The organism is Pseudoduganella plicata, from assembly GCF_004421005.1.
GTDB classification, from domain to species: domain Bacteria; phylum Pseudomonadota; class Gammaproteobacteria; order Burkholderiales; family Burkholderiaceae_D; genus Rugamonas; species Rugamonas plicata.
Genome location: NZ_CP038026.1, coordinates 1,766,331 through 1,788,993 on the forward strand (window position 1 = coordinate 1,766,331; position 22,663 = coordinate 1,788,993).

A 22,663-nucleotide genomic window follows, 5' to 3' on the forward strand; every position below is an offset into this window, starting at 1 on the left:
TCAGGCAGGCAGCGGATGACGAAGGCAGCAGATCAGAAAGCAGCAGATCAAGAGAGCAGCAGATCAGACGCTGCAAATCGAGAAAGCAGTAGAACGGAAGGCAGTAGACCAACGCAGGAGCCCGTGACAGCGGGCGCCACTCACTCAAGAACGGACGATTCATGTTACCAGATTTTCATGCACGCGAAACGCTGCTGAGGCATATCCGCCACACCCGCCAGTTCTACGATCCGCGCTCGGTGGATCCGACCGGCGGCTTCCATCACTTCTATAAAGACGACGGCACCGTCTACGATGCGCACACGCGCCACCTCGTCAGCAGCACGCGCTTCATCTTCAACTACGCGATGGCTTACCGCCAGTTCGGCGAGGAAGCGGACCGCGGGCGGCTGCGCCACGGCCTGGCCTTCCTGCGCGACGTGCACCGCAATGCCGCCACGGGCGGCTACGCATGGGAACTGCAGTGGCAGGACGGGCGCAAGACCGTTACCGACAGAACCAATCACTGCTACGGCCTGGCCTTCGTGCTGCTGGCATATTCGCATGCGCTGATGGCCGGCGAAACGAGTGCGCGCGAATACGTGACCGAAACGTTCGACCTGATGGAGCAGCGGTTCTGGGAGCCGCAACATGGCCTGTATGCCGACGAGGCGAGCGCCGACTGGGTCGTATCGGCCTACCGCGGCCAAAACGCCAACATGCATGCGTGCGAAGCGCTGATCGCCGCATACGAGGCCACGGGCGAAACGCGCTACCTGCACCGCGCCGAGACATTGGCGCACAATATCGCCGTGCGCCAGGCCGGCCTGGCCGACGACCTGGTGTGGGAGCACTACCGCGCCGACTGGTCGGTGGACCCGGACTACAACCGCCACGACAGCACCAATATCTTCCGTCCCTGGGGCTACCAGCCAGGCCACCTGACGGAATGGGCCAAGCTCCTGCTGCTGCTCGAACGCCATGCGGCGTCCCTGGCGGGGCCGTCCGGCTGGCTGCTGCCGCGCGCCGTGCAGTTCTTCGACGCGGCGCTCGACAAGGCATGGGACAAGGAACACGGCGGCATCCACTACGGCTTCGGCCCGGACGGCACCATCTGCGACGCCCACAAGTATTTCTGGGTGCAGGCGGAAAGCCTCGCGGCCGCGGCGCTGCTGGGCGCGCGCACGGGCGAGGCGCGTTTCTGGCACTGGTACGACCGGCTGTGGGCCTACAGCTGGGAGCATTTCGTCGACCATACCCATGGCGCCTGGTACCGCATCCTGGGCGCCGACAACCGCAAGCTGACCGACGAGAAGAGCCCCGCCGGCAAGGTGGACTACCACACGATGGGCGCCTGCTACGAAGTGCTCAAGGTTCTGAAGGACTGACATGGCCCACTTCCCGGAATTCGTGTCGGCCGGCGAGGCGCTGACGGACCTGATCGTGACGGACCCGCAGCAGCAGCACTGGCTCAGCGTGACAGGCGGCTCGACGTGGAACGTGGCGCGCACGATGGCGGCGCTCGGCCTGCCCAGCGCGTTCGCCGGCGCCATCAGCCGCGACGTGTTCGGCGATGCGCTGTGGCGCGCCACCGAAGCGGCGGGCCTGGACACGCGCTTCACGCAACGTCTCGACAAGGCGCCGCTCCTCGCGGTCGTGCACCGGCTCGACCCGCCCACCTACTTCTTCATCGGCGACGACAGCGCCGACCTGCACTTCGACGCCGCCCTGCTGCCCGACGGCTGGCGCACGCACTGCCGCTGGCTGCACTTCGGCGGCATCAGCCTGGCGCGCGAACCGCTGGCCTCGAAGCTGGTTGCGCTGGCGCGCGAAGCGAAAGCGGCCGGCATCGGCATCAGCTTCGATCCGAACTACCGCCGGCTGATGGACGAGCGCTACGATCCCACCTTGCGGGCGATGACGGCGCTGGCCGATGTCGTCAAGGTGTCAGAAGAGGACCTCGTCGGCCTGTTCCGGCATGACGACACGGTCGCGTCGTTCGCGCAGCTGCGCGAGTTCAATCCGGCGGCACGCTTCCTGTACACGAAGGGTGCCGAAGGAGCGTCGCTGCATATCGGCGCCGGGAGCTGGCAGGTTGCCGCGCCCGCCGTGCAGGTGCAGGACACCGTCGGCGCGGGCGATGCCAGCATCGCGGCCTTCGTCCACAGCCTGTTGCGCGAGGCTGGCCGTACGCCCTTGCAGCATTTGCAGTGTGCCGTGGCGGCAGGGGCTGCGGCTTGCCTGGGCGCCGGGGCCACGCCGCCTTCGCTGGCGCAGATTGCGGAGTTGATGGCAGCGATGGACTGAGGTCCGCTGCAACGTCGGGGCGATGCCTTATGATGGCGGCACGATCATCCCGCTGGAGTGCACGCATGAAATTCGCCCTGACCTTCTCCGCCCTGCTGCTGTCCGGCGCCGCCCACGCGGCACCCGTCGATGCGGCCCGCCTGTACCAGACCCATTGCGCCCAATGCCACGGCGCCAACCTCGAAGGCGCCGCTGGACCCAGTCTGGTGGACCGGCAGTGGCTGTACGGCGCGCCCACCCGCGCCAACCTGGCGAAGGTGATCGCCAACGGCGTGCCGGCCAAGGGCATGCCCGCGTGGTCGCAGACGCTGTCGACAGCGCAGATCGCGCAGCTCGCTGCGTACATCGAACCGGGTGCGAAGCGTGTCGCTGCTGCCGCGTCGGCGACGCCCGTTGCGGTGTCGAAGCAGGACGGCGACCTGGCCCACCTGACACTGCCGAAAGGCTTTTCCATCGCCGTCTATGCCGAAGGTGTCGAGTCGGCACGCTCGATGGCGGTGTCCGGCACCGGCATCGTCTACGTCGGCTCGCGCAAGGCCGGCAAGGTCTACGCCGTCGTCGACGGCAATGCCGACGGCGTAGCCGATAAAGTGGTCACCGTCGCATCAAGCCTGAACAACCCGATCGGCGTGACCCTGCTGAACGGCGCGCTGTACGTGGCCGAGATCGGGCGCGTCATCCGCTTCGACGATATCGACCGTACCTACGCGGCCAAGCCGGCGTACAAGGTCGTCAAGGCCGACCTGCCGGACGACAAATGGCACGGCGAGAAGGTCATCAAGGCAGGGCCGGACGGCAAGCTGTACATCCCCGTCGGTTCGCCCTGCAATACGTGTAATCGGGAGGACGAGGCCTACTCGAAGATCTGGCGCATGAACCCCGACGGTTCCGGCTGGGAGATGTACGCGGGCGGCATCCGCAACACGGTGGGTTTCGCGTTCCACCCGGTGACGAAGCAGCTGTGGTTTACCGACAACGGCCCGGACGAAATGGGCGACAACACGCCCTCATGCGAACTGAATGTGGCGCCGGAAAAAGGCATGCACTTCGGCTTCCCGTACTGCCACGGCGGCGTGTTCCCCGACCCGCAATTCGGCAAGGCGAACAGCTGCGCGACCTACACGCCACCCGTGGCGAAACTGGGTCCGCACGTGGCGCCGCTGGGCCTCGCGTTCTATACCGGCACGCAGTTCCCGCCACAGTACCGCAACGCCGTCTTCATCGCCGAACACGGGTCGTGGAACCGCACCCAGAAGATCGGCTACAAGGTCAGCCTCGTCACCCTGTACGGCAACCAGGAAGTCTCCACGACGACGTTTATCGACGGCTTCCTGCAGGGCGACGACGTGTCCGGGCGGCCCGTCGACATCGCGGTGCTGGCGGACGGCTCGATGCTCATTTCCGACGACTATGCGGGCCGGATCTACCGCGTCAGCTATGACGGAAAGTCTGCTGCAAAATAATCAAGCCTCTGCTTAGTAACCCAATCTCCCGCACGGCGCACTATTTCCGGTGTGCCCGCGGGGCGCGACTTCCGGTAAGAGATTCTCCGCATTTTTGTTGCTGCGCATCAATTGTCCTGCTATTCTCACGCCTGAGCTAACGGACATCGCGGCGGCCCCATCCCCTCGCCCGCCCACCGCCTGCCTCGCCGTGCGCGACGGGTCCCGTCCGCCTGCCATCCGCGCCCGACCCCTGCGCACAGTCCGATGCGTGCGCATCGCCCCTAACACGCGCCAGGGCCCCCGAGGCTCTGCGTCTCACGGAAAGCTCCCCCATGCTGCACCGTTTAAGTATTCGTACCCGCCTGATCGCCACGATGGCCATCCTTGGCCTCATCATCGTCTTCATCGGCCTCCTCGGCATCTACGGCATGCGTTCCGTGAACGCGTCGCTGGAGGACGTCTACAGCGACCAGCTGCAATCGTCGATCGCGATTGCCGAAGCGAAGAATCACCTGAGCCGCGCACGGCTGGCGCAGGACCGCGGCGTATTCCACCCCGAATCCCCCGATCTGGAAAAGCTGCTGGAAAGGGTGAACAGCTTTATCGTCAAATCGGATAACGCATGGCAGCGCTATATGGCGCTGGAGCAGGGTCCCGAAGAACAGACGCTGGCGGACGTAGTGGCGCAAACCCGCAAGGCAATGATCGAGCAGGGCCTGAACGCAATGTCCACGGCGCTGCGCAGCGGCGACAAGGCACGCATCGACCAGCTGGCAATGACGGACATGCAAAAGCTGTTCTCGGCCTTCAGTGACGCCTCCGACAAGCTCGATCAATACCAGGTCGATGCGTCACGCGAGGAATTTGAAGCCAGCCAGAAGCTGTACGGTACCGTGCTGACGCTGTCGATCGGCGCCGTGCTTGGCGGCCTGGTGCTGATGGTCGTGACCAGCGTTGTGCTGATGCGCGCCATCATGGCGCCGCTGCGCGAGGCGCTCGGCCATTTCGATGCGATGTCGTCTGGCGACCTGTCGCGCACCGTGGACACCAGCCGTCACGACGAAATGGGTACGCTGCTGAAAGGCCTGGACGCCATGCAGCGCCAGCTGGCCGTTACCGTGACCGCCGTACGCGAAGGCAGCGGCTCGATCGCCGTGGCCAGCGCGGAAATTGCCGATGGCAACCTGGATCTGTCGCGCCGCACCGAACAGCAGGCGGCCAGCCTGGAGGAAACCGCGTCGTCGCTGGAAGAGCTGACCGCCACCGTGCGCCAGAACGCGGACAACGCCCGCCAGGCCAACCAGATGGTGGGCTCGGCATCGACGGTCGCGCAACAGGGCGGCCAGCTGGTCGCGCAGGTAGTCAATACGATGGGAACGATCACGGAATCGTCGCACAAGATCGTCGACATCATCGCCGTCATCGACGGCATCGCGTTCCAGACCAATATCCTGGCGCTGAATGCGGCGGTCGAAGCGGCCCGCGCGGGCGAGCAGGGTCGCGGCTTTGCCGTCGTGGCATCGGAAGTGCGCAACCTGGCGCAGCGCTCGGCCGCGGCGGCGAAGGAAATCAAGGCGCTGATCGACAGCTCCGTTGCCAATGTCAACACCGGTTCCGCGCTGGTGGATCAGGCAGGCTGCACGATGACGCAGATCGTCACCAGCGTGGCGCAGGTGGCGGACATCATGACGGAGATCATGTCGGCCAGCACGGAACAAAGCGCCGGCATCGACCTGATTCACAACGCTGTCGTACAGATGGACCAGGTCACGCAGCAGAATGCCGCGCTGGTCGAGGAAGCGGCGGCCGCCGCGGGCGCGCTGCAGGAGCAGGCTGCGACGCTGGAAGAGACGGTCAGCGTGTTCCGCCTGCAGCAGGCAACCGCGCCGGCGGCTGCGCTGCGCCGGCCGGCGCCGGCATCTTCGGGACGCCTGGCGCTCGCCTGACGTCCGCGCAACAGCGCTTACGCTGCCGTTTGCTTGCGGCGGCGCCGCACGATGGCGCCCACCGCGCAAAGACCCGCGCCGAACATCGCATAGGTGGCCGGTTCAGGTACGGCTGAAACGCTGACAGCTATCGAGGTCTGCGTATTGGGCGTCCAGCGGAAGCCGTCGTAGCGGGTGATGCCTTCGCCCCACGTGTACTGGAAATAGCTGTAGGCTGCCTCACCGCTGGAGACGTAGCTGCCGGACGACGCCTCGAAATAGGTGCTGTGCTCCCAGGCCTCGAACGTCAGCGCGTTATCGCCGTTGTAGGAAAATTGATCCAGGCACCAGCTCGTCCCCATACCGTCCCGCCCGCAACGGCCATAGGTATCGATCAGATAATGGTCGATGGAGATGTAGTCGAACGAGAAGGTCAGGATTTCATCGGCGTTGATTTGACCGTCTGTATTAGTGTCGTAGCCCACTGCCCGGAGCTGGCCGGTGCGCGCCGGATCGAATTCGCCCGTGTTGTAGTCGGCAAGTCCCGTGTAGGTGGCAGTGATCGTATAGTACAGGGGCGCGGCCTGGGCCTGGGCCAGGACGCACAGCCCAAACGATCCGGCTAAAGCGAGTTTCTTAAGCATCTGTTTTCCCCCTTGGTTTATAGAGTTGATATTATTATGAAAGCTAATCAAGGACGCTCCCGCCCAGGATAACCGACATAATTAAATATATTAATTATTTAATATCTTGCCGTAAAGGGGATTTCGCGCGGACGCATGCCATTGCACCAGCCGCTGACAATGTGTGCCGTTCCCGCATCGCCGTCTAAACCTTTGCCACCTGCCCCACTTCCGCACCCGTCCCACACGAAAAGCAGAACCGCGTGAATGCATTGCGGCGCGTCGTGCATGCCACGCAGCGCTTGAACAAACCGATGCCGCAGTGCGGACAGAAATCGATCGCCGGATCCTTCAGATCGAGCGGGCGTTCGCAACCGGGACAAACGCCCTTGCCCATGCGGGTCAGCGCCGCATCGTAGTCGAGACTCAGGCTCTCGCGCCGCTCGGTATCGGGCAACGCTTCCACCGCTTTCTGGCGTTCGAGGTAGCGCTGCAGCGACACGATGGCCTGCCGCCCCACCAGCACCGTGATGAGGATGCCGACGACGTAACGCACATACCCGCCGTAACTGGGCAGATACGGCACCAGCTCGACAAAGAACGCGAACAGCGCGAAGAAGATGAAGCCCCAGACGAACGGCCACCACGTGCCGCGGCGCTTGTGCTTCCACATCCACGCGGCGACCAGCAGCAGCGGCAGTGTCAGCGCCAGGCGGTAGCCGAACACGCGCAGTTCGCGCCGTCGCTCGGCATCGTCATAGCGCTGCGTCGCGGCCTGCTCCAGCGTCTGCCATTGCACCTGCGCGCGGTGGTGCGCCTGTCTTGCGTCGAGGTGGCGTTGTTCCTGCACCTCGACCGCGCCAAGCGCCGTGCGTTCCGCGGCCTGCAGCTCGTCCAGCTGGCGCGTACGCTCGATCAGTTCCCGGTCCTGGTCCGGCCGCGCCGTGGCGTGCCGGGTAGCCCGCCAGTTGTTGAACGACTCGCGCGCCGATGCCGTGTTGGCCTTCGCCATCTTGTGCCGCTGCTCGGCCTGCGCCAGCACCTCGCCGGCGTCGTTCATCGTCCTGAGCGCGGCCGCCAGCGCTTCGCGCGCCGGCGGACCTTCGCGCGGGTCGATGAAATGCTCCACGCTCAAGGGTTCTTCGACCAGGTTCAGGTTATCGACCACCTTACCGCCCAGGCCAATAAGAAAGAAGGCAAACGCCAGCGCCACCAGCCACAGGCCGCGCTGGAACCATTTTTCCGAAAGCCGCAGTGCCTTGCTCATATTTACTCCGAGTTAATAGAAGTCCGGAGAATAGCATTGTTGCGCCGGCAATTTATCCATAGCGGTCGATACCTGGCGGAGAACGCAGGGCTGTCTGTGGCGACCGGGCATAAAAAAGCCGCCAAGGCTTACACCCTGGCGGCCAACAGTCCCGGGATCGCGGTCCCGGTCTGTTCTTTCGGCAGATTTACGCTGCCGGTGCGGCTTCGTCCGCTGCCTTCATCGACAGCTTCAGGCGGCCGCGGTCGTCCGTTTCCAGGACCTTGACGCGCACTTGCTGGCCTTCTTTCAGGTAGTCGGCAACGGCGTTGACGCGCTCGTTGGCGATCTGCGAGATGTGCAGCAGGCCGTCCTTGCCCGGCATGACCTGGACGATGGCGCCGAAGTCGAGCAGTTTCAGCACGGTGCCGTCGTAGGTCTTGCCCACTTCGACCGATGCCGTCAGCTCCTCGATGCGGCGCTTGGCTTCCTGGCCGGCGGCGGCATCGACGGAAGCGATGGTGACCACGCCTTCGTCGCTGATGTCGATCTGCGTGCCCGTTTCCTCGGTCAGCGCGCGGATGACGGCGCCGCCCTTGCCGATCACGTCACGGATTTTTTCCGGATTGATCTTGATCGTGATCAGGCGCGGTGCGAAGTCGGACAGCTCCGTCTTCACGTGCGGCATCGCCTTCTGCATTTCGCCCAGGATGTGCTGGCGGCCTTCTTTTGCCTGGGCCAGTGCGACCTGCATGATCTCTTTCGTGATGCCCTGGATCTTGATGTCCATCTGCAGCGCCGTGATGCCGTTGGCGGTGCCGGCGACCTTGAAGTCCATGTCGCCCAGGTGATCTTCATCGCCCAGGATGTCGGACAGCACGGCGAACTTGCCGCCTTCCTTGATCAGGCCCATGGCGATGCCGGCGACGTGCGCCTTCATCGGCACGCCCGCGTCCATCAATGCCAGGCAGCCGCCGCAGACGGAAGCCATCGACGACGAACCGTTCGACTCGGTGATCTCGGACACCAGGCGCACCGAGTAGCTGAACTCTTCCGGCGATGGCAGTGCGGCGACCAGCGCGCGCTTGGCCAGACGGCCGTGGCCCACTTCGCGGCGCTTTGGCGTGCCGACACGGCCCGTTTCGCCGGTGGCGAACGGAGGCATGTTGTAGTGCAGCATGAAGTCGTCGGTGTACTCGCCCATCAGCGCGTCGATCTTCTGCGAATCGCGGGCGGTGCCCAGCGTCGCGACGACCAGCGCCTGCGTCTCGCCGCGGGTGAACAGCGCCGAACCGTGGGTACGCGGCAGCACGGAAGTGCGGATCGCGATCGGACGCACGGTGCGCGTGTCGCGGCCGTCGATACGCGGCTCGCCGTTCAGGATCTGCGAACGGACAACCTTGGCTTCCATGTCGAACAGGATATTGCCCACTTCGACGGAGTCCGGAGCCTCGGTGCCTTCGGCGGCGGCCTGCGCGGCCAGGTCGGCGATCACTTCGGACTGCATCGAACGCAGCGCCTGCTGGCGTGCCTGCTTGTTCTTGGTCTGGTACGCTTCGTTGATCTTCGCTTCGGCGAACTGCGCGACCTTGGCGATCAGCGCTTCGTTCTTGGCCGGCGGGGTCCATTCGATTTCAGGCTTGCCGCCTTCTTCGACCAGCGCGTGGATGGCGTCGATCACGGCGCGCATCTGCTCGTGGCCGTAGACGACACCGCCCAGCATGACTTCCTCGGACAGCTGCTTGGCTTCCGATTCGACCATCAGCACGGCCGTTTCGGTACCGGCTACGACGAGGTCCATCTCGGACGTCTTCAGCTGCGTGGTGGTCGGGTTCAGGATGTACTGGCCGTTGGCGTAACCCACGCGGGCGGCGCCGATCGGGCCGTTGAACGGCACACCGGCCACGCACAGGGCGGCGGAGGCACCGATCATGGAAGCGATGTCCGGATCGATTTCAGGATTGACCGACAGAACGTGAATGATGACCTGCACCTCGTTCATGTAACCTTCCGGGAACAGCGGGCGGATCGGACGGTCGATCAGGCGGGAAGTCAGCGTTTCCTTCTCGGAAGGACGGCCTTCGCGCTTGAAGAAGCCGCCAGGGATCTTGCCGGCTGCGTACGTCTTCTCGATATAGTCGACGGTCAGCGGGAAGAAATCCTGGCCTGGCTTGGCGTCCTTGCGTGCCACGACAGTTGCCAGTACGACGGTGTCGTCCATCGACACCAGTACCGCGCCGGATGCCTGGCGAGCGATCTCGCCGGTTTCCAGGGTCACGGTGTGTTGGCCGTACTGGAAGGTTTTCGTAACTTTGTTAAACATGGGTAATCCCTTTCTATTTGCCGACAGATTTTCAGGGGCTGTCGTTCACCTCACCACAGGCCGGCCGCCATGCGGCGCCCTGCCTTCTTGCTCCACTGACTTCCACGCCATCAGGATTCCTGATAGCAATAAAACACGATCCAGAATGACAAAATGCCCGCGTCAGCGAACTGGCGCAGGCATCTGGCTTTAACCGGGAATTGCAAAAATTACTTACGCAGACCCAGCTTGGCGATCAGATCGCGATAGCGGTTTGCGTCTTTGCCCTTCAGGTAGGACAGCAGGCTCTTACGACGGTTGACCATCATGATCAGGCCGCGGCGGGAGTGGTGATCCTTGCTGTGGGCTTTGAAGTGGCCGTTCAGTTCGTTGATACGTGCGGTCAGCAGGGCGACTTGCACTTCCGGCGAACCCGTATCGTTCTGGGCACGTGCATTGTCCGCGATGATGGCGGCTTTGTTGATGTTTTCTACAGTCATGATAAACCTTTCACATGCGATGCACGGAGTGACGAACACCCCTGCGCATCGTGAACTACGATGAATAATACGAAATGCTACGCTCCGGCCAAACGGCCAGACCCGGGAGTATAACTGAATTCGCGCGCCATGTACGGCCCAAGCCCTGCAATAATTCGTCTTTTACAGGAGTCACGATGCATAAACTGATCGTTCTGCTAATTTCCGGCACCCTGCTGACGGCCTGCGCCGCTTTCGGACCGCCGCCTGCGCCGGGCGAGCCGATGGCGTCCGTGCAGGCAAAACTGGGCCAGCCCACCGCCCGCTTCCAGGTCGGCACCGACACCGTGGACGAGTACGGCGCCGGCTACTTCGGCCAGTTCACCTACATGGCCCGCTACGGCCCGGACGGCCGCCTGGTCAGCTATGAGCAGGTGCTGACGGACGCGAAATTCGCCACCATCAAGCTGGGCGTCGACAACAAGCAGACGATCCTGCAGACGTTCGGCCACCCCGCAGAAACGATGGGCCTGCCGCGGCGCAACCTGGAAGTCTGGAGCTACCGCTACAAGCAGTCGGGCGTGTGGGATGCGATGATGCACATCCATTTTTCGCCCGATGGCGTGGTGCGCGAGATGATGGCCGGGCCGGACATGCTGCGCGAAAAGCGCGACTGAGGCAAAACCGGTGACAGGCTCCATTTTTAGCGCCGCGCCACGGAAGTCAAAACCGGTGGCAGGCACCAAGTTTGCGGAACGGCACTGCAAAATTGGAGCCAGTCACTCCTGCTAACCCTGTCCCGTTTGCCCCACCTGCGGGTTGACGCGTTCCTTCGAGTGCAGCTTGTTCAGGCCGGCCAGATAAGCCTTGGCGGAAGCGACGACGATGTCCGGGTCGGCGCCCACGCCGTTGACGATGCGCCCCGCCAGCGACAGCCGCATCGTCACTTCGCCCTGCGACTGCGTGCCGGTGCTGATGGCGTTGATGGAGAACAGCACCAGCTCCGCGCCGGTTTGCGCCTGGCTTTCGATGGCGTTGACGATGGCGTCCACCGGCCCGTCGCCCGTGCCTTCGCAGGCGTGTTCCTGGCCGCCGACCGAAAACACCACGCGCGCATGCGGCAGCTCGCCTGTCTCGCTGCGCTGCGCCAGCGAGACGAAGCGGTAATGCTCGCCCTCCTCGCGCTCCTCGGCGGAGACGAGCGCCATGATGTCCTCGTCGAAGATCTCGGCCTTGCGGTCGGCCAGCTCCTTGAAGCGGGCGAACGCCGCGTTGACGTCGGCCTCGGAATCGAGCTCGATGCCCAGCTCCTGCAGCCGTGCCTTGAACGCGTTGCGGCCGGACAGCTTGCCCAGCACGATCTTGTTGGCCGTCCAGCCCACATCCTCGGCGCGCATGATCTCGTACGTTTCGCGCGCCTTCAGGATGCCGTCCTGGTGGATGCCGGAGGCATGCGCGAACGCGTTGGCACCGACGACCGCCTTGTTGGGCTGCACCGGGAAGCCCGTGATCTGCGACACCATTTTTGACGCCGGCACGATCTGCGTCGTGTCGATGCCGCATTCAAGATTGAAGTAGGCGCCGCGCGTTCGCAGCGCCATCACGACTTCCTCCAGCGCCGTGTTGCCGGCCCTTTCGCCCAGGCCGTTGATCGTGCACTCGATCTGGCGCGCGCCGCCGATCGTCACGCCGGCCAGGGAGTTGGCCACGGCCAGTCCCAGATCGTTATGGCAGTGCACCGACCAGATGGCCTTGTCCGAATTCGGAATGCGCTCGCGCAGCCGGCGGATCGTCGCGCCGAACAGCTCGGGCACGGCGTAGCCGACGGTGTCGGGGAAGTTGATCGTTGTCGCGCCCTCGTCGATGACCGCCTCCAGCACGCGGCACAGGAAGTCTTCCTCCGACCGGCTGCCGTCCTCCGGGGAGAACTCGATGTCGTCCGTGTGCTGGCGCGCGAACCGTACGGCCAGGCGCGCCTGCTCCAGCACCTGCGCCGGCTCCATGCGCAGCTTCATCTGCATGTGCAGCGGCGACGTGGCGATGAAAGTGTGGATGCGCTTGCGCGCGGCGGGTTCGAGCGCTTCGGCGGCGCGGGCGATGTCGCGGTCGTTGGCGCGCGACAGCGAGCAGACCGTCGATTCGCGCACCGTCGACGCGATCGCGCGGATGGCCTCGAAGTCGCCAGGCGAGGCCGCCGCGAAGCCGGCCTCGATGACATCGACACGCAGCTTTTCGAGCTGCCTGGCGATGCGGATCTTTTCTTCCTTCGTCATCGACGCCCCCGGCGACTGCTCGCCGTCGCGCAGGGTGGTGTCGAAGATGATCAGGCGTTCGCTTTGGCGGGGGATATCCATGAATCGCTCCTTGGTTGCCCGCCGCGGCGGATGAGTCAGAACGGAATCAGCGGCGTTCGCTCTCGTCCACGGGTTCGTCGTCCACCTGGACGATGGACACCGGCTTGCCTTTTGCAAGCCGCACGAACAGCACGAGATAGCCGGACAGGCCGTACAGCACGAAGATCGGGAACAGCACTTTCGGCGGGTCGATCGAGACCAGCGCGAAGAACAGCGCGATCAGGAACACGGCGATAAACGGTACCGATTTCCTGAAGTTGACGTCCTTGAAGCTGTAGAACGGCACGTTCGTCACCATCGACAGGCCGGCAAACAGGGCGATGGCCCACGACACCCACGACAGGTAGATGCCGTTCACCTCCAGGTCGACCATCATCAGCACGAAACCGGCGATCAGCGCGGCGGCCGAAGGGCTGGGCAGGCCCTGGAAGTAGCGCTTGTCGACCACTTCGATATTGGTATTGAAGCGTGCCAGGCGCAGCGCGGCGCCGGCGCAGTAGACGAAGGCGGCGATCCAGCCCAGTTTTCCGAGGCCGCGCAGCGACCACTCGTAGATGACGAGCGCCGGGGCGGCGCCGAACGACACCATGTCCGACAGGCTGTCGTACTGCGCGCCGAATTCGCTCTGGGTATTGGTGAGACGGGCCACGCGGCCATCCAGGCCGTCCAGCAGCATGGCGATAAAAATCGCCCACGCCGCGTGTTCGAAGCGCTGGTTCATCGCCATCACGATGGCATAGAAGCCGCAGAACAGCGCCCCCGTCGTGAAGGCGTTCGGCAGCAGGTAGATGCCGCGCGAGCGGGGCCGGTTGTCGCCGGCCTTGCGGGCGAATCTGCTGAACGGCGTGCGGCGCGGCGCTTTCGCGACCGTGTCGATCTTGGGCCTGCGACGAGGGAATTTAGCCATACGGTTCCGTGGTTTCTGCGACGTTATTGTTCTGTTCGGGCCGGCGCTGAGCCGGCCGATGCGCCCCTATTATAGAGGAGCGTGCAACAGATCGTCGCCTGTCACGGGTCCGGCCGGATTACTTGAACCGCACCTTGCCCACGAGGCGCATGTCCAGGGTCGTTTCGCCCGGCTCGAAGCTCGGTTCGGCCACCTCGGCGCTGTCCTTCATCGACATCGCGCGCATCATGGCCGGTGCCGGTGCGTTTTCACGACCACCGCCGGCGTAGTTGCCCGAGCCTTCGAAGTCCACCGTGTCGAGCACCGCGTCCGTCACGGGACGGCCCATCGCGGCGGCGACCGACGCGATGCGCTCGTTGAGCGCCTTGTACGTGGCGGCGATGCGCTGGTCGTCCAGCTTGCGCAGCGTGGCCGGGGTCAGGCCGAAGTTGATCGAGTTGAGCGTCAGGACCTTCTGCGCCGCCGCCACCGTTTTCGGCAGGCCGGTCAGGTTGGTCGTCTTTACCTCGACATACTGGCCCACGCGCCACGCCGTCGGCAGGCGCGGCTTGCCGGGCGCCAGCGGCTGCACGGGACGGTCTTCCGGATAGACGGGATAGGTGTAGTAGCCCATCGTCTTCAGGCTGGCCTGCGGGTCCTGCGCCTTCAGGATGTCGAGGCCCTGCTTCATCTTCGTGTTGACGCGCGACGCCGCGGCGGCCTTGTCCTTGTCCTGCTCTTCGATCGCCAGCGTGGCGATGGCCAGATCGTTGGCCGCCCTGACTTCGCCGCTGGCCGGAATAATGACGGTGGTGCCTGTCGTCGGGACGGATTGGGCATAAGCGTGTGCGCTGCCCAGCACGAGCGCTGCGGCAATGGCGGTTTTCAGTACGGTCATCTGGTTCTCCTTGTGGCGGTATGGGTAGGATGTGCGCACTGTAACCGAAATTGCGACAGCCGCCCGACGCAGATGGTGAGTGTTTGTAACAGCCGTGTCATGATGATGACATCTCGCCGCTGCATGATGGCGCCCTTCAATCCGACAACCGAAGACCGATGCGATCCACGACTACCCTTGCCTGCACCGCCCTCCTCTCGCTCAGTGCCACTGCCATTGCCACCGCCACCGCCGCGCCGGCACCCGTCCCCGCCGCGCCGAAGCTGGTCGTCGTCATGGCCGTCGATGGCTTGCCGCAGGAACAGCTGCTGCGCTACCGCGGCCAGTTCGGCGACGGCGGTTTCAAACGCCTGCTGACGCAGGGCGCCATGTTCGGCGACGCCCACCAGGCCCACGGCACGACCGTCACGGCCGTCGGCCACAGCGCCATCCTGACGGGCGCCTACCCGTACCAGCACGGCATCGTCGGCAACAACTGGATCGATCGCGCGACAGGCAAGTCCGTTTACTGCACCGAGGACACGCGCTACCAGTACATCGGCGAGAGCACCAGGCCGGACGACGGCACGTCGCCGGCCCGGCTGCGGGTCGATACGCTGGGCGACCAGCTGCGCTACGCGACCGGCAACAAGTCCAGGGTGCTGGCCGTGTCCGGCAAGGACCGCGGCGCCATCCTGCTGGCCGGGAAGACGGGAACGGCGTACATGTACATGGAAGGCAGCGGCAATTTCGCCAGCAGCACGTACTACATGCAGCAGCACCCGGCCTGGGTGCAGCGCTTCCAGGCGTCGAAGCCGCAGGACCGCTACTACGGCAAGACATGGCGGCCGATGCTGGCCGATGCCGACTACAGCATGGACGCCGGCGACACGCCGTTCGCGATCTCGTACTACAGCGAAAGCGGTGCGCCCGACGCGTCGTACTACAAGCGCCTGAAGGAAGGCCCGTTCGTCGACGAGCTGACGCTGGACTTCGCCCGCGCCGCCATCGAAGCGGAGGGCCTGGGCGCCAACCCGGCCGGCGTGCCGGACCTGCTGGGCATGAGCCTGTCGGCGCACGACTACGTCAACCATGCGCACGGCCCGGAAAGCCGCATGTCGCACGACCACCTGCAACGCCTGGACCGCATGCTGGCAGGCTTCTTTACTTATCTGGACAAGAAGGTCGGCAGCGACAATTACCTCGTCGTGCTGACGGCCGATCACGGCTTCGCCAACAGCGCGGAGTTCTCGCAGCAGCAGCGCATCGATGCGGGCCGTGTCGACGGCAAGAAGCTGCTGAACGGGCTGCAGACCCACCTGGACGCCAGCTTCGGCGGCGGCAAGGTGGCCTTGACGGCGTCATGGCCGAACCTGTACCTGGAACAGGCCGCCCTCGACAAGGCCGGCATCAAACGTGCCGACGTCGAAACGGCCGCCAGCCGCTGGCTGCTGGCGCAGACCGGCATCGCCGACGTCTACACCCGCACGCGCTTCGAGGAAAGCGGCGCCACGGGCACGCGCATCGACCTGCTGCTGCGCCGCGCCTGGCACCGCAGCGAATCAGGCGACCTGGTGGTCGTACCGCGGGCGTACTGGGCGTTCGGCTCGGGCAGCAGCGGCGCCACGCACGGCACGCCGTATGCCTACGACACCAGCGTGCCGCTGCTCATGATGGGCAAGCGCTGGATTGCGCCGGGCAGCTATGCGAAGTACACGGAGGTCGTCGATATCGCCCCGACCCTGGCGGCCGTCCTGGGCGTGCGGCCGCCGGCGGGCGCCGAGGGGCGCGTGCTGGTCGAGGCATTGCAGCGAACCGCACAACGCTGACACGCCGCGCGATGCAGAGGGAGACGTCCGTCGTTCGGCAACGACGTCCCCTCCAGCGCCTTGAATAACCGAGCAATATCATAAGGTCTGGCCCGCAGGCGCACGCCGGTCCAACTGTCCCGTTGCCAGCACGATGCGCACTTTCCGGATCGTTGACGACGATCGTCGAATCGGCGCCCGGCACCAGCCGCCACGGGTGCTTGTGGACGGCGCACAAACCGGACAGTAAGCCTTCAGCCCGCCGCCGGCAAGCCGTTGGTCCGGCAGGCCTCGCCGACCAGCAGATCGAGCAGGCGCTCGGGGTCGTGTTGCAGCGCCTCGACCTGCGCGATCGCCCAGCCGCAGCCGGCCAGCTCGAAATGCCGGCGCCACCAGGGCCATGCCAGCAGCCCGGCCAGCGTCAAGGCGTTGCTGCCACCCCGTTCCGCATGGCCGCCGCCGATCGATTCGCCGACCCGGAACGGTTTGCTGCCGAAGCGGGCCAGGCTGACTTCATAAACGTGATGGCGCCGGTCCTGCTCCGTCGGTGCGACATTCTGGTAGCACAGCCGCAGCACCTGGTGCTCGAGCGGGGCCCGGTCGACAGGTGCCGACCGGCGATACAGCGCCGGGGCGGTCACGGTACCGCCCGCGGGCCACTCGATCGCCTCCGGCGAGAACGTGAAGCGCTTGGCGTGCTGCGGATAGGCCAGCTGTTCCCACCCGGTGTCGCGGCGCAGCTGCGACATGTCCAGCAGTCGAAATTCTCCACCCTCGAACTGCAGGATCATATGCCTGCCTTCGGTCGGCACGGCACGTTGCAAACGGATGTCCGTCATGACTCCTCTTCCAATAAAAAACGGCCCCGCAGGGCCGTTGAGCGAAACAGGCGGAACGCTTAGTTCTTCGACTTGTCCACCATCTTGTTCTTGGCGATCCACGGCATCATGGCGCGCAGCTTGGCGCCCACTTCCTCGATCTGGTGCTCCGAGGTCAGGCGGCGGCGCGAGATCAGCGTTGGCGCGCCGGCCTTGTTCTCCAGGATGAACGACTTGGCGTATTCGCCCGTCTGGATGTCCTTCAGGCACTGGCGCATCGCTTCCTTCGTGGCCGACGTCACGACCTTCGGACCCGTCACGTACTCGCCGTATTCGGCGTTGTTCGAGATCGAGTAGTTCATGTTGGCGATGCCGCCTTCGTAGATCAGGTCGACGATCAGCTTGAGCTCGTGCAGGCATTCGAAGTATGCCATCTCCGGCGCGTAGCCCGCCTCGACCAGCGTCTCGAAGCCGGCCTTGATCAGTTCCACGGTGCCGCCGCACAGCACGGCCTGTTCGCCGAACAGGTCGGTTTCCGTCTCTTCGCGGAAGTTCGTTTCGATGATGCCGGCCTTGCCGCCGCCGTTGGCCGAAGCGTACGACAGCGCGATGTCGCGGGCGATGCCCGATTTATCCTGGTGCACGGCGATCAGGTGCGGCACGCCGCCACCCTGCTTGTACGTGTTGCGCACGGTGTGGCCCGGCGCTTTTGGCGCGACCATGATGACATCCAGGTCTTCGCGCGGCACCACCTGCCCATAATGCACGTTGAAGCCGTGGGCGAAGGCCAGCACGGCGCCCTGCTTGGCGTTCGGGGCGACGTTCTCGTTGTAGACTTGGGCGATGTTCTCGTCCGGCAGCAGGATCATGATGACGTCGGCCGCTTTCACCGCGTCGTTCACTTCCGCGACCTTCAGGCCGGCCTGCTCAACCTTGCTCCACGAAGCGCCGCCCTTGCGCAGGCCGACGGTGACGTTGACGCCCGACTCCGACAGGTTCTGCGCGTGCGCGTGGCCCTGCGAGCCGTAGCCGATGATGGCGACGTTCTTGCCTTTGATGAGGGAGATGTCGGCGTCTTTGTCGTAGAAAACTTTCATGATCATTCCTAAGTATTTTGTATAAATCGTATAAATAATTGATGCGGCAGGCTCAGATCTTCAGGATCCGTTCGCCGCGGCCGATGCCCGAGCCGCCGGTGCGGACCGTTTCCAGGATCGAGGCCCGGTCGATCGCGTCGATGAAGGCGTCCAGTTTCGATTTCGCGCCCGTCAGTTCGATCGTGTACGTTTTTTCCGTCACGTCGATGATGCGGCCGCGGAAGATGTCGGCGGTGCGCTTCATTTCCTCGCGCTCCTTGCCGACCGCGCGCACCTTGATGAGCATGAGCTCGCGTTCGATGTGCTGGCCTTCGGTCAGGTCGACCACCTTCACCACTTCGATCAGGCGGTTCAGGTGCTTGGTGATCTGCTCGATGATGTCGTCCGAGCCGCTGGTGACGATCGTCATGCGCGACAGGGTCGAATCCTCGGTCGGCGCCACCGTCAGCGTTTCGATGTTGTAGCCGCGCGCGGAGAACAGGCCCACGACGCGGGACAGCGCGCCCGCCTCGTTTTCCAGCAATACGGAGATGATGTGTCGCATATCAGAGGTCCTCCGCGCCGAGCAGCATTTCGGACAGGCCTTTACCCGCCTGCACCATCGGCCAGACGTTCTCGCTCTGGTCGGTGATGAAGTTCATGAACACGAGACGGTCCTTCATCGCGAAAGCTTCCTTGAGCGCGCCATCCACGTCGCCCGGCTTCTCGATACGCATGCCGACGTGGCCATAGGCCTCGGCCAGCTTCTCGAAGTCCGGCAGCGAATCCATGTACGATTCGGAATAGCGCGAACCGTAATCGAGCTGCTGCCACTGGCGCACCATGCCCAGGAAGCGGTTGTTCAGCAGGATGATCTTCGGCGTCAGGTGATACTGCTTGCACGTGGCCAGCTCCTGGATGCACATCTGGATCGAGCCTTCGCCCGTGATGCAGGCCACCGTCGCATCGGGGTTCGCCATCTGCACGCCCATCGCGTACGGCAGGCCCACGCCCATCGTGCCCAGGCCGCCGGAATTGATCCAGCGGCGCGGCTTGTCGAAGCGGTAGTACTGCGCGGCCCACATCTGGTGCTGGCCGACGTCGGACGTGATGAATGCATCGCCGTCCGTGATCTTGTACACCTTCTCGACAACCGACTGCGGCTTGATGACAAGATCGGAGTCCGTGTATTTCAGGCACTCGCGGCCGCGCCATTCGCTGATCTGGCCCCACCATTTGGACAGCTGCGCCGCGTTGGGGCGGTGCTCCGCCGCGTCCAGCTGGGCGAGGAATTCCACCAGCACGTCCTTGACGTTGCCGACGATAGGGATGTCGACCTTGACGCGTTTCGAGATCGACGAAGGGTCGATGTCGACGTGGATGATCTTGCGCGGGCTGGAGGCAAAGTGCTTCGGATTGCCGATGACGCGGTCGTCGAAGCGGGCGCCGATGGCGATCAGCACGTCGCAGTTCTGCATCGCCATGTTGGCTTCGTAGGTGCCGTGCATGCCGGGCATGCCTACGTACTGGTCGCTCGACGCCTTCGAGCCGCCCAGCCCCATCAGCGTGTTCGTGACGGGGAAGCCGAGCCGCTCGACCAGCTTGTTCAGCTCATTGGACGCATTGGCGAGAATCACGCCGCCACCCGTATAGATCATCGGGCGCTCGGCCGACAGCAGCAGCTGCACGGCCTTGCGGATCTGGCCCGAATGGCCCTTGTCGACGGGGCGGTAGGAACGCATCTCGATCTCTTTCGGATACGAGAACACGTGCTTGTGCATCGAGATGTCCTTCGGGATATCGACCAGCACGGGACCGGGACGGCCGGTGCGGGCGATGAAGAAGGCTTTCTTGACGGTTTCCGCCAGGTCCTTCACGTCCTTGACGAGGAAGTTGTGCTTGACGACGGGGCGGGTGATGCCGACGGTGTCGCACTCCTGGAAGGCATCCTGGCCAATGGCGTGGCTGGGAACCTGGCCGGAGATGACGACCATCGGGATGGAATCCATATAGGCGGTCGACAGGCCCGTCACGGCATTGGTGACGCCGGGACCGGAGGTGACGATGGCGACGCCCACTTTCTGCGAGCTGCGCGAATACGCATCGGCGGCGTGGACGGCGGCCTGCTCGTGACGGACGAGGATGTGCTGGAATTTGTCCTGCTTGAAGATCGCGTCGTAGATATAGAGGACGGCTCCGCCCGGATAGCCGAAGACGTGCTCGACGCCCTCTTCAGCCAGGCAACGCACGAGGATCTCGGCGCCTGTGATTGCTGCTTCGGTGTTCATGAAACATTCCTTTCAAGGTCCATAGGAGATTGAACGGATGCTCGAGCCTGACGAAACCAGCCCCACAGTGCAGTACCCCCAAGCGTCCCTTCTTTCTGCGGTCACGCCGTCTGTTCCCCCAACCGTAGTGGGGTGCGGGACGGTCGCTGTAACGCAACTCGTTTGGCTTGAGTTTCTGCAACGGTTGACTGACCTCTCGCGCTTGTGGCACGGGTCTGAGCAAACTGCTGACAAAGAGAAAGCGGGTCGGTCGCCATGGCGTTGTGTGCCGATGGCAAAGACCAGGGAGCTTTGTGGTGTGCAAAGCGTTCCATACGGTACTGCGTCGCACCATTTTGGTCAAGAACAATCGCCTTTTTCACAGTTTTGTCCATTTCGCTGCCGCGTCCTGGTGCATAGGCGTGGCCAAATCTGTCAAAAACCTGCGGAAAACCGGCTTTTTTGCTAGGATGCGCTGGTTTAAGGACCTCAACGGCGCGCAACACCACCTCAATGGCAACAGACAAAGAACTCTCCGACTTTCTCGAAAGCGTCGAGCGGCGTGCCTTCAAGCAGGCGGTGTATGCGGTGCGCAGGGACGAAGTGGCGCTCGACATCGTACAGGACGCGATGATCAAGCTGGCCGAGAAGTATGGCGACAAGCCCGCAGCGGAGCTGCCCATGCTGTTCCAGCGCATCTTGCAGAACACGATCCTTGACTTCTTCCGGCGCGAGAAAGTGCGCAATACCTGGGTCAGCCTGTTTTCCGGGCTGGGTAATTCCCGGGAAGAAAATGAAGATTTTGATATACTGGAATCCTACGAGGCCGAACACGGCACCCAGGCAGCCGAATCCAGCGCCGACCAGGTCGAGCGCATGCAGGTACTCCAGGTGATCGACGATGAAGTACAAAAGCTGCCGGCGCGTCAACGCGAAGCATTCCTTATGCGTTACTGGCAGGATATGGATGTGGCAGAGACGGCGGCGGCGATGGGATGTTCCGAAGGGAGCGTAAAAACACATTGCTCACGGGCGACTCATACCCTCGCAGCATCGCTCAAAGCCAAGGGAATCAAACTATGAACACCGAAGACATCAATTTCGCTTACCGCGTACGTCACGCCCTGAACGAACGGCTGGAAGACCTGCCCGCCTCGACCACGGACCGCCTGGCCGCTGCCCGCCAGGCCGCGCTGGCGCGCAAGAAAGCTCACGTGGAAGTGCGCGTCACGCGCACCGCGACCGCCACGGCCGGCGGTGGCGGCGGCATGTTTGCGGACCCGATCGCCTGGCTCGGCCGTTTCAGCGTCGTACTGCCCCTGCTGCTGGTAGTCGGCGGCATGGTCGGCGTGTATCAGTACGAGCATCAGCAGTCGATCGAAGAGCTGGCCGAGCTGGATGCGGCCGTGCTGTCGGACGAACTGCCCCTGTCGGCTTACCTGGACCACGGCTTCAACGCCTATCTTGAAACGCGCGAGCAATAAGGATGGCGCGTAGGATGGCGCGGATCCCCGGTCGTACCTGGAAGCTGGCCGGCGCCGCGGCGCTGGCGCTTGTCGTCGGTGTCGGCGCCTATGTCGCACTGCGCGGATCCGGCACGCCCCAGCCCGGCAGCGCCGCATCGGCGGCCTCCATCCCCCTGCTGGCACCGACCGCCGCGGAAATGCGCTGGCAGGACCTGACACCGGCACAGCAGCGCGCCCTCGAACCGTTGAAAAAAGGCTGGGATGACCTCGGCCCCGTGCGCAAGCAGAAATGGCTCGAGATCGCGGGCCGCTTCCACTCGATGAAACCGGCGGAACAGCAGCGCGTGCACGACCGCATGCGCGCTTGGGTCGACCTGACGCCGGAAGAACGCAAGGCCGTGCGCGAGAACTACGCGCGGGCGCAGAAGATCATGGGCGGCAAGAAGGCAGCGCAGTGGGAACAGTACCTGCTGCTGCCGGAAGAGGAAAAACGCAAGCTGGCCGACGCCGCCGCCGCCAAGAAGCCGCAGGCCGCCAAGCCGCCGACTCCAAAACAGAACCTCGTCAGGACGCCGCAACCGATCAAGCAGCATCCGTCCGTGCTGCCGACGGTGCCGCCGCCACCGGTCGTTGCCGTACCGCCGACGCCGGCGGCGCAGCCTCCGGTCACCCCGACCGCACCCGCTCCCGCATCGCCTGCGGTGCCCGAGATCGTCTATCCGCTGGAAGGTGCCGTCACGCCGGCCGCCATGGTGCCGCCGGCGCCGCCCCCTCCCGCCACCACCAATGCCGGCAAATAATCCGG

General features: G+C 64.2%; 21 protein-coding genes. 9 read left to right on the plus strand and 12 right to left on the minus strand.

The genetic code is table 11. The annotated features are described in order from the left end of the window. The first annotated feature begins 161 nt into the window (after positions 1-161). The 4 genes from E1742_RS07740 to E1742_RS27145 all read left to right on the plus strand — a co-directional run bounded on the left by E1742_RS07740 (position 162) and on the right by E1742_RS27145 (position 5,677). Positions 162-1,367 (plus strand): AGE family epimerase/isomerase, encoded by a 1,206-nt coding sequence (locus tag E1742_RS07740; protein WP_134384343.1) that lies wholly within the window; start codon positions 162-164, stop codon positions 1,365-1,367. A 1-nt stretch (position 1,368) separates the two neighbouring features. Beyond that, on the plus strand, positions 1,369-2,286 hold the full coding sequence (locus E1742_RS07745; RefSeq protein WP_134384344.1) for a carbohydrate kinase family protein: 918 nt from the start codon (positions 1,369-1,371) through the stop codon (positions 2,284-2,286). Between the two features lie 65 nt (positions 2,287-2,351). Beyond that, positions 2,352-3,749 carry a PQQ-dependent sugar dehydrogenase gene (locus E1742_RS07750; RefSeq protein ID WP_134384345.1) on the plus strand — a complete coding sequence of 466 codons (1,398 nt, stop codon included), beginning with the start codon at positions 2,352-2,354 and terminating at the stop codon, positions 3,747-3,749. 314 nt (positions 3,750-4,063) lie between these two features. Next, positions 4,064-5,677, plus strand: coding sequence for a methyl-accepting chemotaxis protein (locus tag E1742_RS27145; protein WP_134384346.1), 1,614 nt, complete (start codon positions 4,064-4,066; stop codon positions 5,675-5,677). Positions 5,678-5,694: 17 nt separating this feature from the next. On the opposite strand, the gene E1742_RS07760 is transcribed toward E1742_RS27145, so the two are convergent. The 4 genes from E1742_RS07760 to rpsO form a co-directional block, all read right to left on the minus strand. Further along, positions 5,695-6,300 (minus strand): PEP-CTERM sorting domain-containing protein, encoded by a 606-nt coding sequence (locus E1742_RS07760; protein ID WP_134384347.1) that lies wholly within the window; start codon positions 6,298-6,300, stop codon positions 5,695-5,697. A 184-nt stretch (positions 6,301-6,484) separates the two neighbouring features. Next, on the minus strand, positions 6,485-7,546 hold the full coding sequence (locus E1742_RS07765) for a zinc ribbon domain-containing protein (protein WP_134384348.1): 1,062 nt from the start codon (positions 7,544-7,546) through the stop codon (positions 6,485-6,487). A 187-nt stretch (positions 7,547-7,733) separates the two neighbouring features. After that, positions 7,734-9,848 carry a polyribonucleotide nucleotidyltransferase gene (gene pnp / locus E1742_RS07770; RefSeq protein WP_134384349.1) on the minus strand — a complete coding sequence of 705 codons (2,115 nt, stop codon included), beginning with the start codon at positions 9,846-9,848 and terminating at the stop codon, positions 7,734-7,736. A gap of 209 nt (positions 9,849-10,057) precedes the next feature. Continuing rightward, positions 10,058-10,327, minus strand: coding sequence for a 30S ribosomal protein S15 (rpsO, locus tag E1742_RS07775; RefSeq protein ID WP_134384350.1), 270 nt, complete (start codon positions 10,325-10,327; stop codon positions 10,058-10,060). Positions 10,328-10,503: 176 nt separating this feature from the next. On the opposite strand from rpsO, the gene E1742_RS07780 reads away from it, so the two are divergent. Beyond that, on the plus strand, positions 10,504-10,983 hold the full coding sequence (locus E1742_RS07780) for a hypothetical protein (RefSeq protein ID WP_134384351.1): 480 nt from the start codon (positions 10,504-10,506) through the stop codon (positions 10,981-10,983). 111 nt (positions 10,984-11,094) lie between these two features. Here the strand turns inward: E1742_RS07780 and E1742_RS07785 are convergent, their stop codons facing one another. From E1742_RS07785 to E1742_RS07795, 3 genes are all read right to left on the minus strand, one after another. Further along, complete coding sequence (locus E1742_RS07785) at positions 11,095-12,660, minus strand: 2-isopropylmalate synthase (RefSeq protein ID WP_134384352.1); 1,566 nt, start codon at positions 12,658-12,660, stop codon at positions 11,095-11,097. A 46-nt stretch (positions 12,661-12,706) separates the two neighbouring features. Further along, complete coding sequence (pssA, locus tag E1742_RS07790; protein ID WP_134384353.1) at positions 12,707-13,567, minus strand: CDP-diacylglycerol--serine O-phosphatidyltransferase; 861 nt, start codon at positions 13,565-13,567, stop codon at positions 12,707-12,709. A gap of 118 nt (positions 13,568-13,685) precedes the next feature. Next, on the minus strand, positions 13,686-14,444 hold the full coding sequence (locus tag E1742_RS07795; protein WP_134384354.1) for an SIMPL domain-containing protein: 759 nt from the start codon (positions 14,442-14,444) through the stop codon (positions 13,686-13,688). 158 nt (positions 14,445-14,602) lie between these two features. On the opposite strand from E1742_RS07795, the gene E1742_RS07800 reads away from it, so the two are divergent. Continuing rightward, positions 14,603-16,252 carry an alkaline phosphatase family protein gene (locus tag E1742_RS07800; protein ID WP_134384355.1) on the plus strand — a complete coding sequence of 550 codons (1,650 nt, stop codon included), beginning with the start codon at positions 14,603-14,605 and terminating at the stop codon, positions 16,250-16,252. Positions 16,253-16,485: 233 nt separating this feature from the next. Here E1742_RS07800 and E1742_RS26375 read toward each other — a convergent pair whose 3' ends face one another. The 5 genes from E1742_RS26375 to E1742_RS07825 all read right to left on the minus strand — a co-directional run bounded on the left by E1742_RS26375 (position 16,486) and on the right by E1742_RS07825 (position 20,919). Then, the gene (locus E1742_RS26375) at positions 16,486-17,070 is read right to left on the minus strand and encodes a hypothetical protein (RefSeq protein WP_206076737.1); all 585 of its coding nucleotides are present in this window, start codon (positions 17,068-17,070) and stop codon (positions 16,486-16,488) included. 59 nt (positions 17,071-17,129) lie between these two features. After that, the gene (gene ilvC, locus E1742_RS07810) at positions 17,130-18,146 is read right to left on the minus strand and encodes a ketol-acid reductoisomerase (protein ID WP_134384356.1); all 1,017 of its coding nucleotides are present in this window, start codon (positions 18,144-18,146) and stop codon (positions 17,130-17,132) included. Between the two features lie 52 nt (positions 18,147-18,198). Further along, on the minus strand, positions 18,199-18,690 hold the full coding sequence (gene ilvN / locus E1742_RS07815) for an acetolactate synthase small subunit (protein WP_107143135.1): 492 nt from the start codon (positions 18,688-18,690) through the stop codon (positions 18,199-18,201). A 1-nt stretch (position 18,691) separates the two neighbouring features. Continuing rightward, on the minus strand, positions 18,692-20,413 hold the full coding sequence (locus E1742_RS07820) for an acetolactate synthase 3 catalytic subunit (protein ID WP_134384357.1): 1,722 nt from the start codon (positions 20,411-20,413) through the stop codon (positions 18,692-18,694). A 101-nt stretch (positions 20,414-20,514) separates the two neighbouring features. Beyond that, positions 20,515-20,919, minus strand: a complete 405-nt coding sequence (locus tag E1742_RS07825; protein WP_134384358.1) for a hypothetical protein — start codon at positions 20,917-20,919, stop codon at positions 20,515-20,517. Between E1742_RS07825 and E1742_RS07830 the strand changes: the two genes are divergently transcribed. The 3 genes from E1742_RS07830 to E1742_RS07840 are packed head-to-tail and all read left to right on the plus strand — an operon-like array spanning position 20,906 to position 22,658. After that, positions 20,906-21,475 (plus strand): RNA polymerase sigma factor, encoded by a 570-nt coding sequence (locus tag E1742_RS07830; RefSeq protein ID WP_134384359.1) that lies wholly within the window; start codon positions 20,906-20,908, stop codon positions 21,473-21,475. The genes E1742_RS07825 and E1742_RS07830 overlap by 14 nt on opposite strands. Next, complete coding sequence (locus tag E1742_RS07835; RefSeq protein WP_134384360.1) at positions 21,472-21,876, plus strand: DUF3619 family protein; 405 nt, start codon at positions 21,472-21,474, stop codon at positions 21,874-21,876. Before E1742_RS07830 ends, E1742_RS07835 begins: the two co-directional genes overlap by 4 nt. A 14-nt stretch (positions 21,877-21,890) precedes the next feature. Then, positions 21,891-22,658 (plus strand): DUF3106 domain-containing protein, encoded by a 768-nt coding sequence (locus E1742_RS07840; protein WP_229466628.1) that lies wholly within the window; start codon positions 21,891-21,893, stop codon positions 22,656-22,658. Positions 22,659-22,663 lie beyond the last annotated feature (5 nt).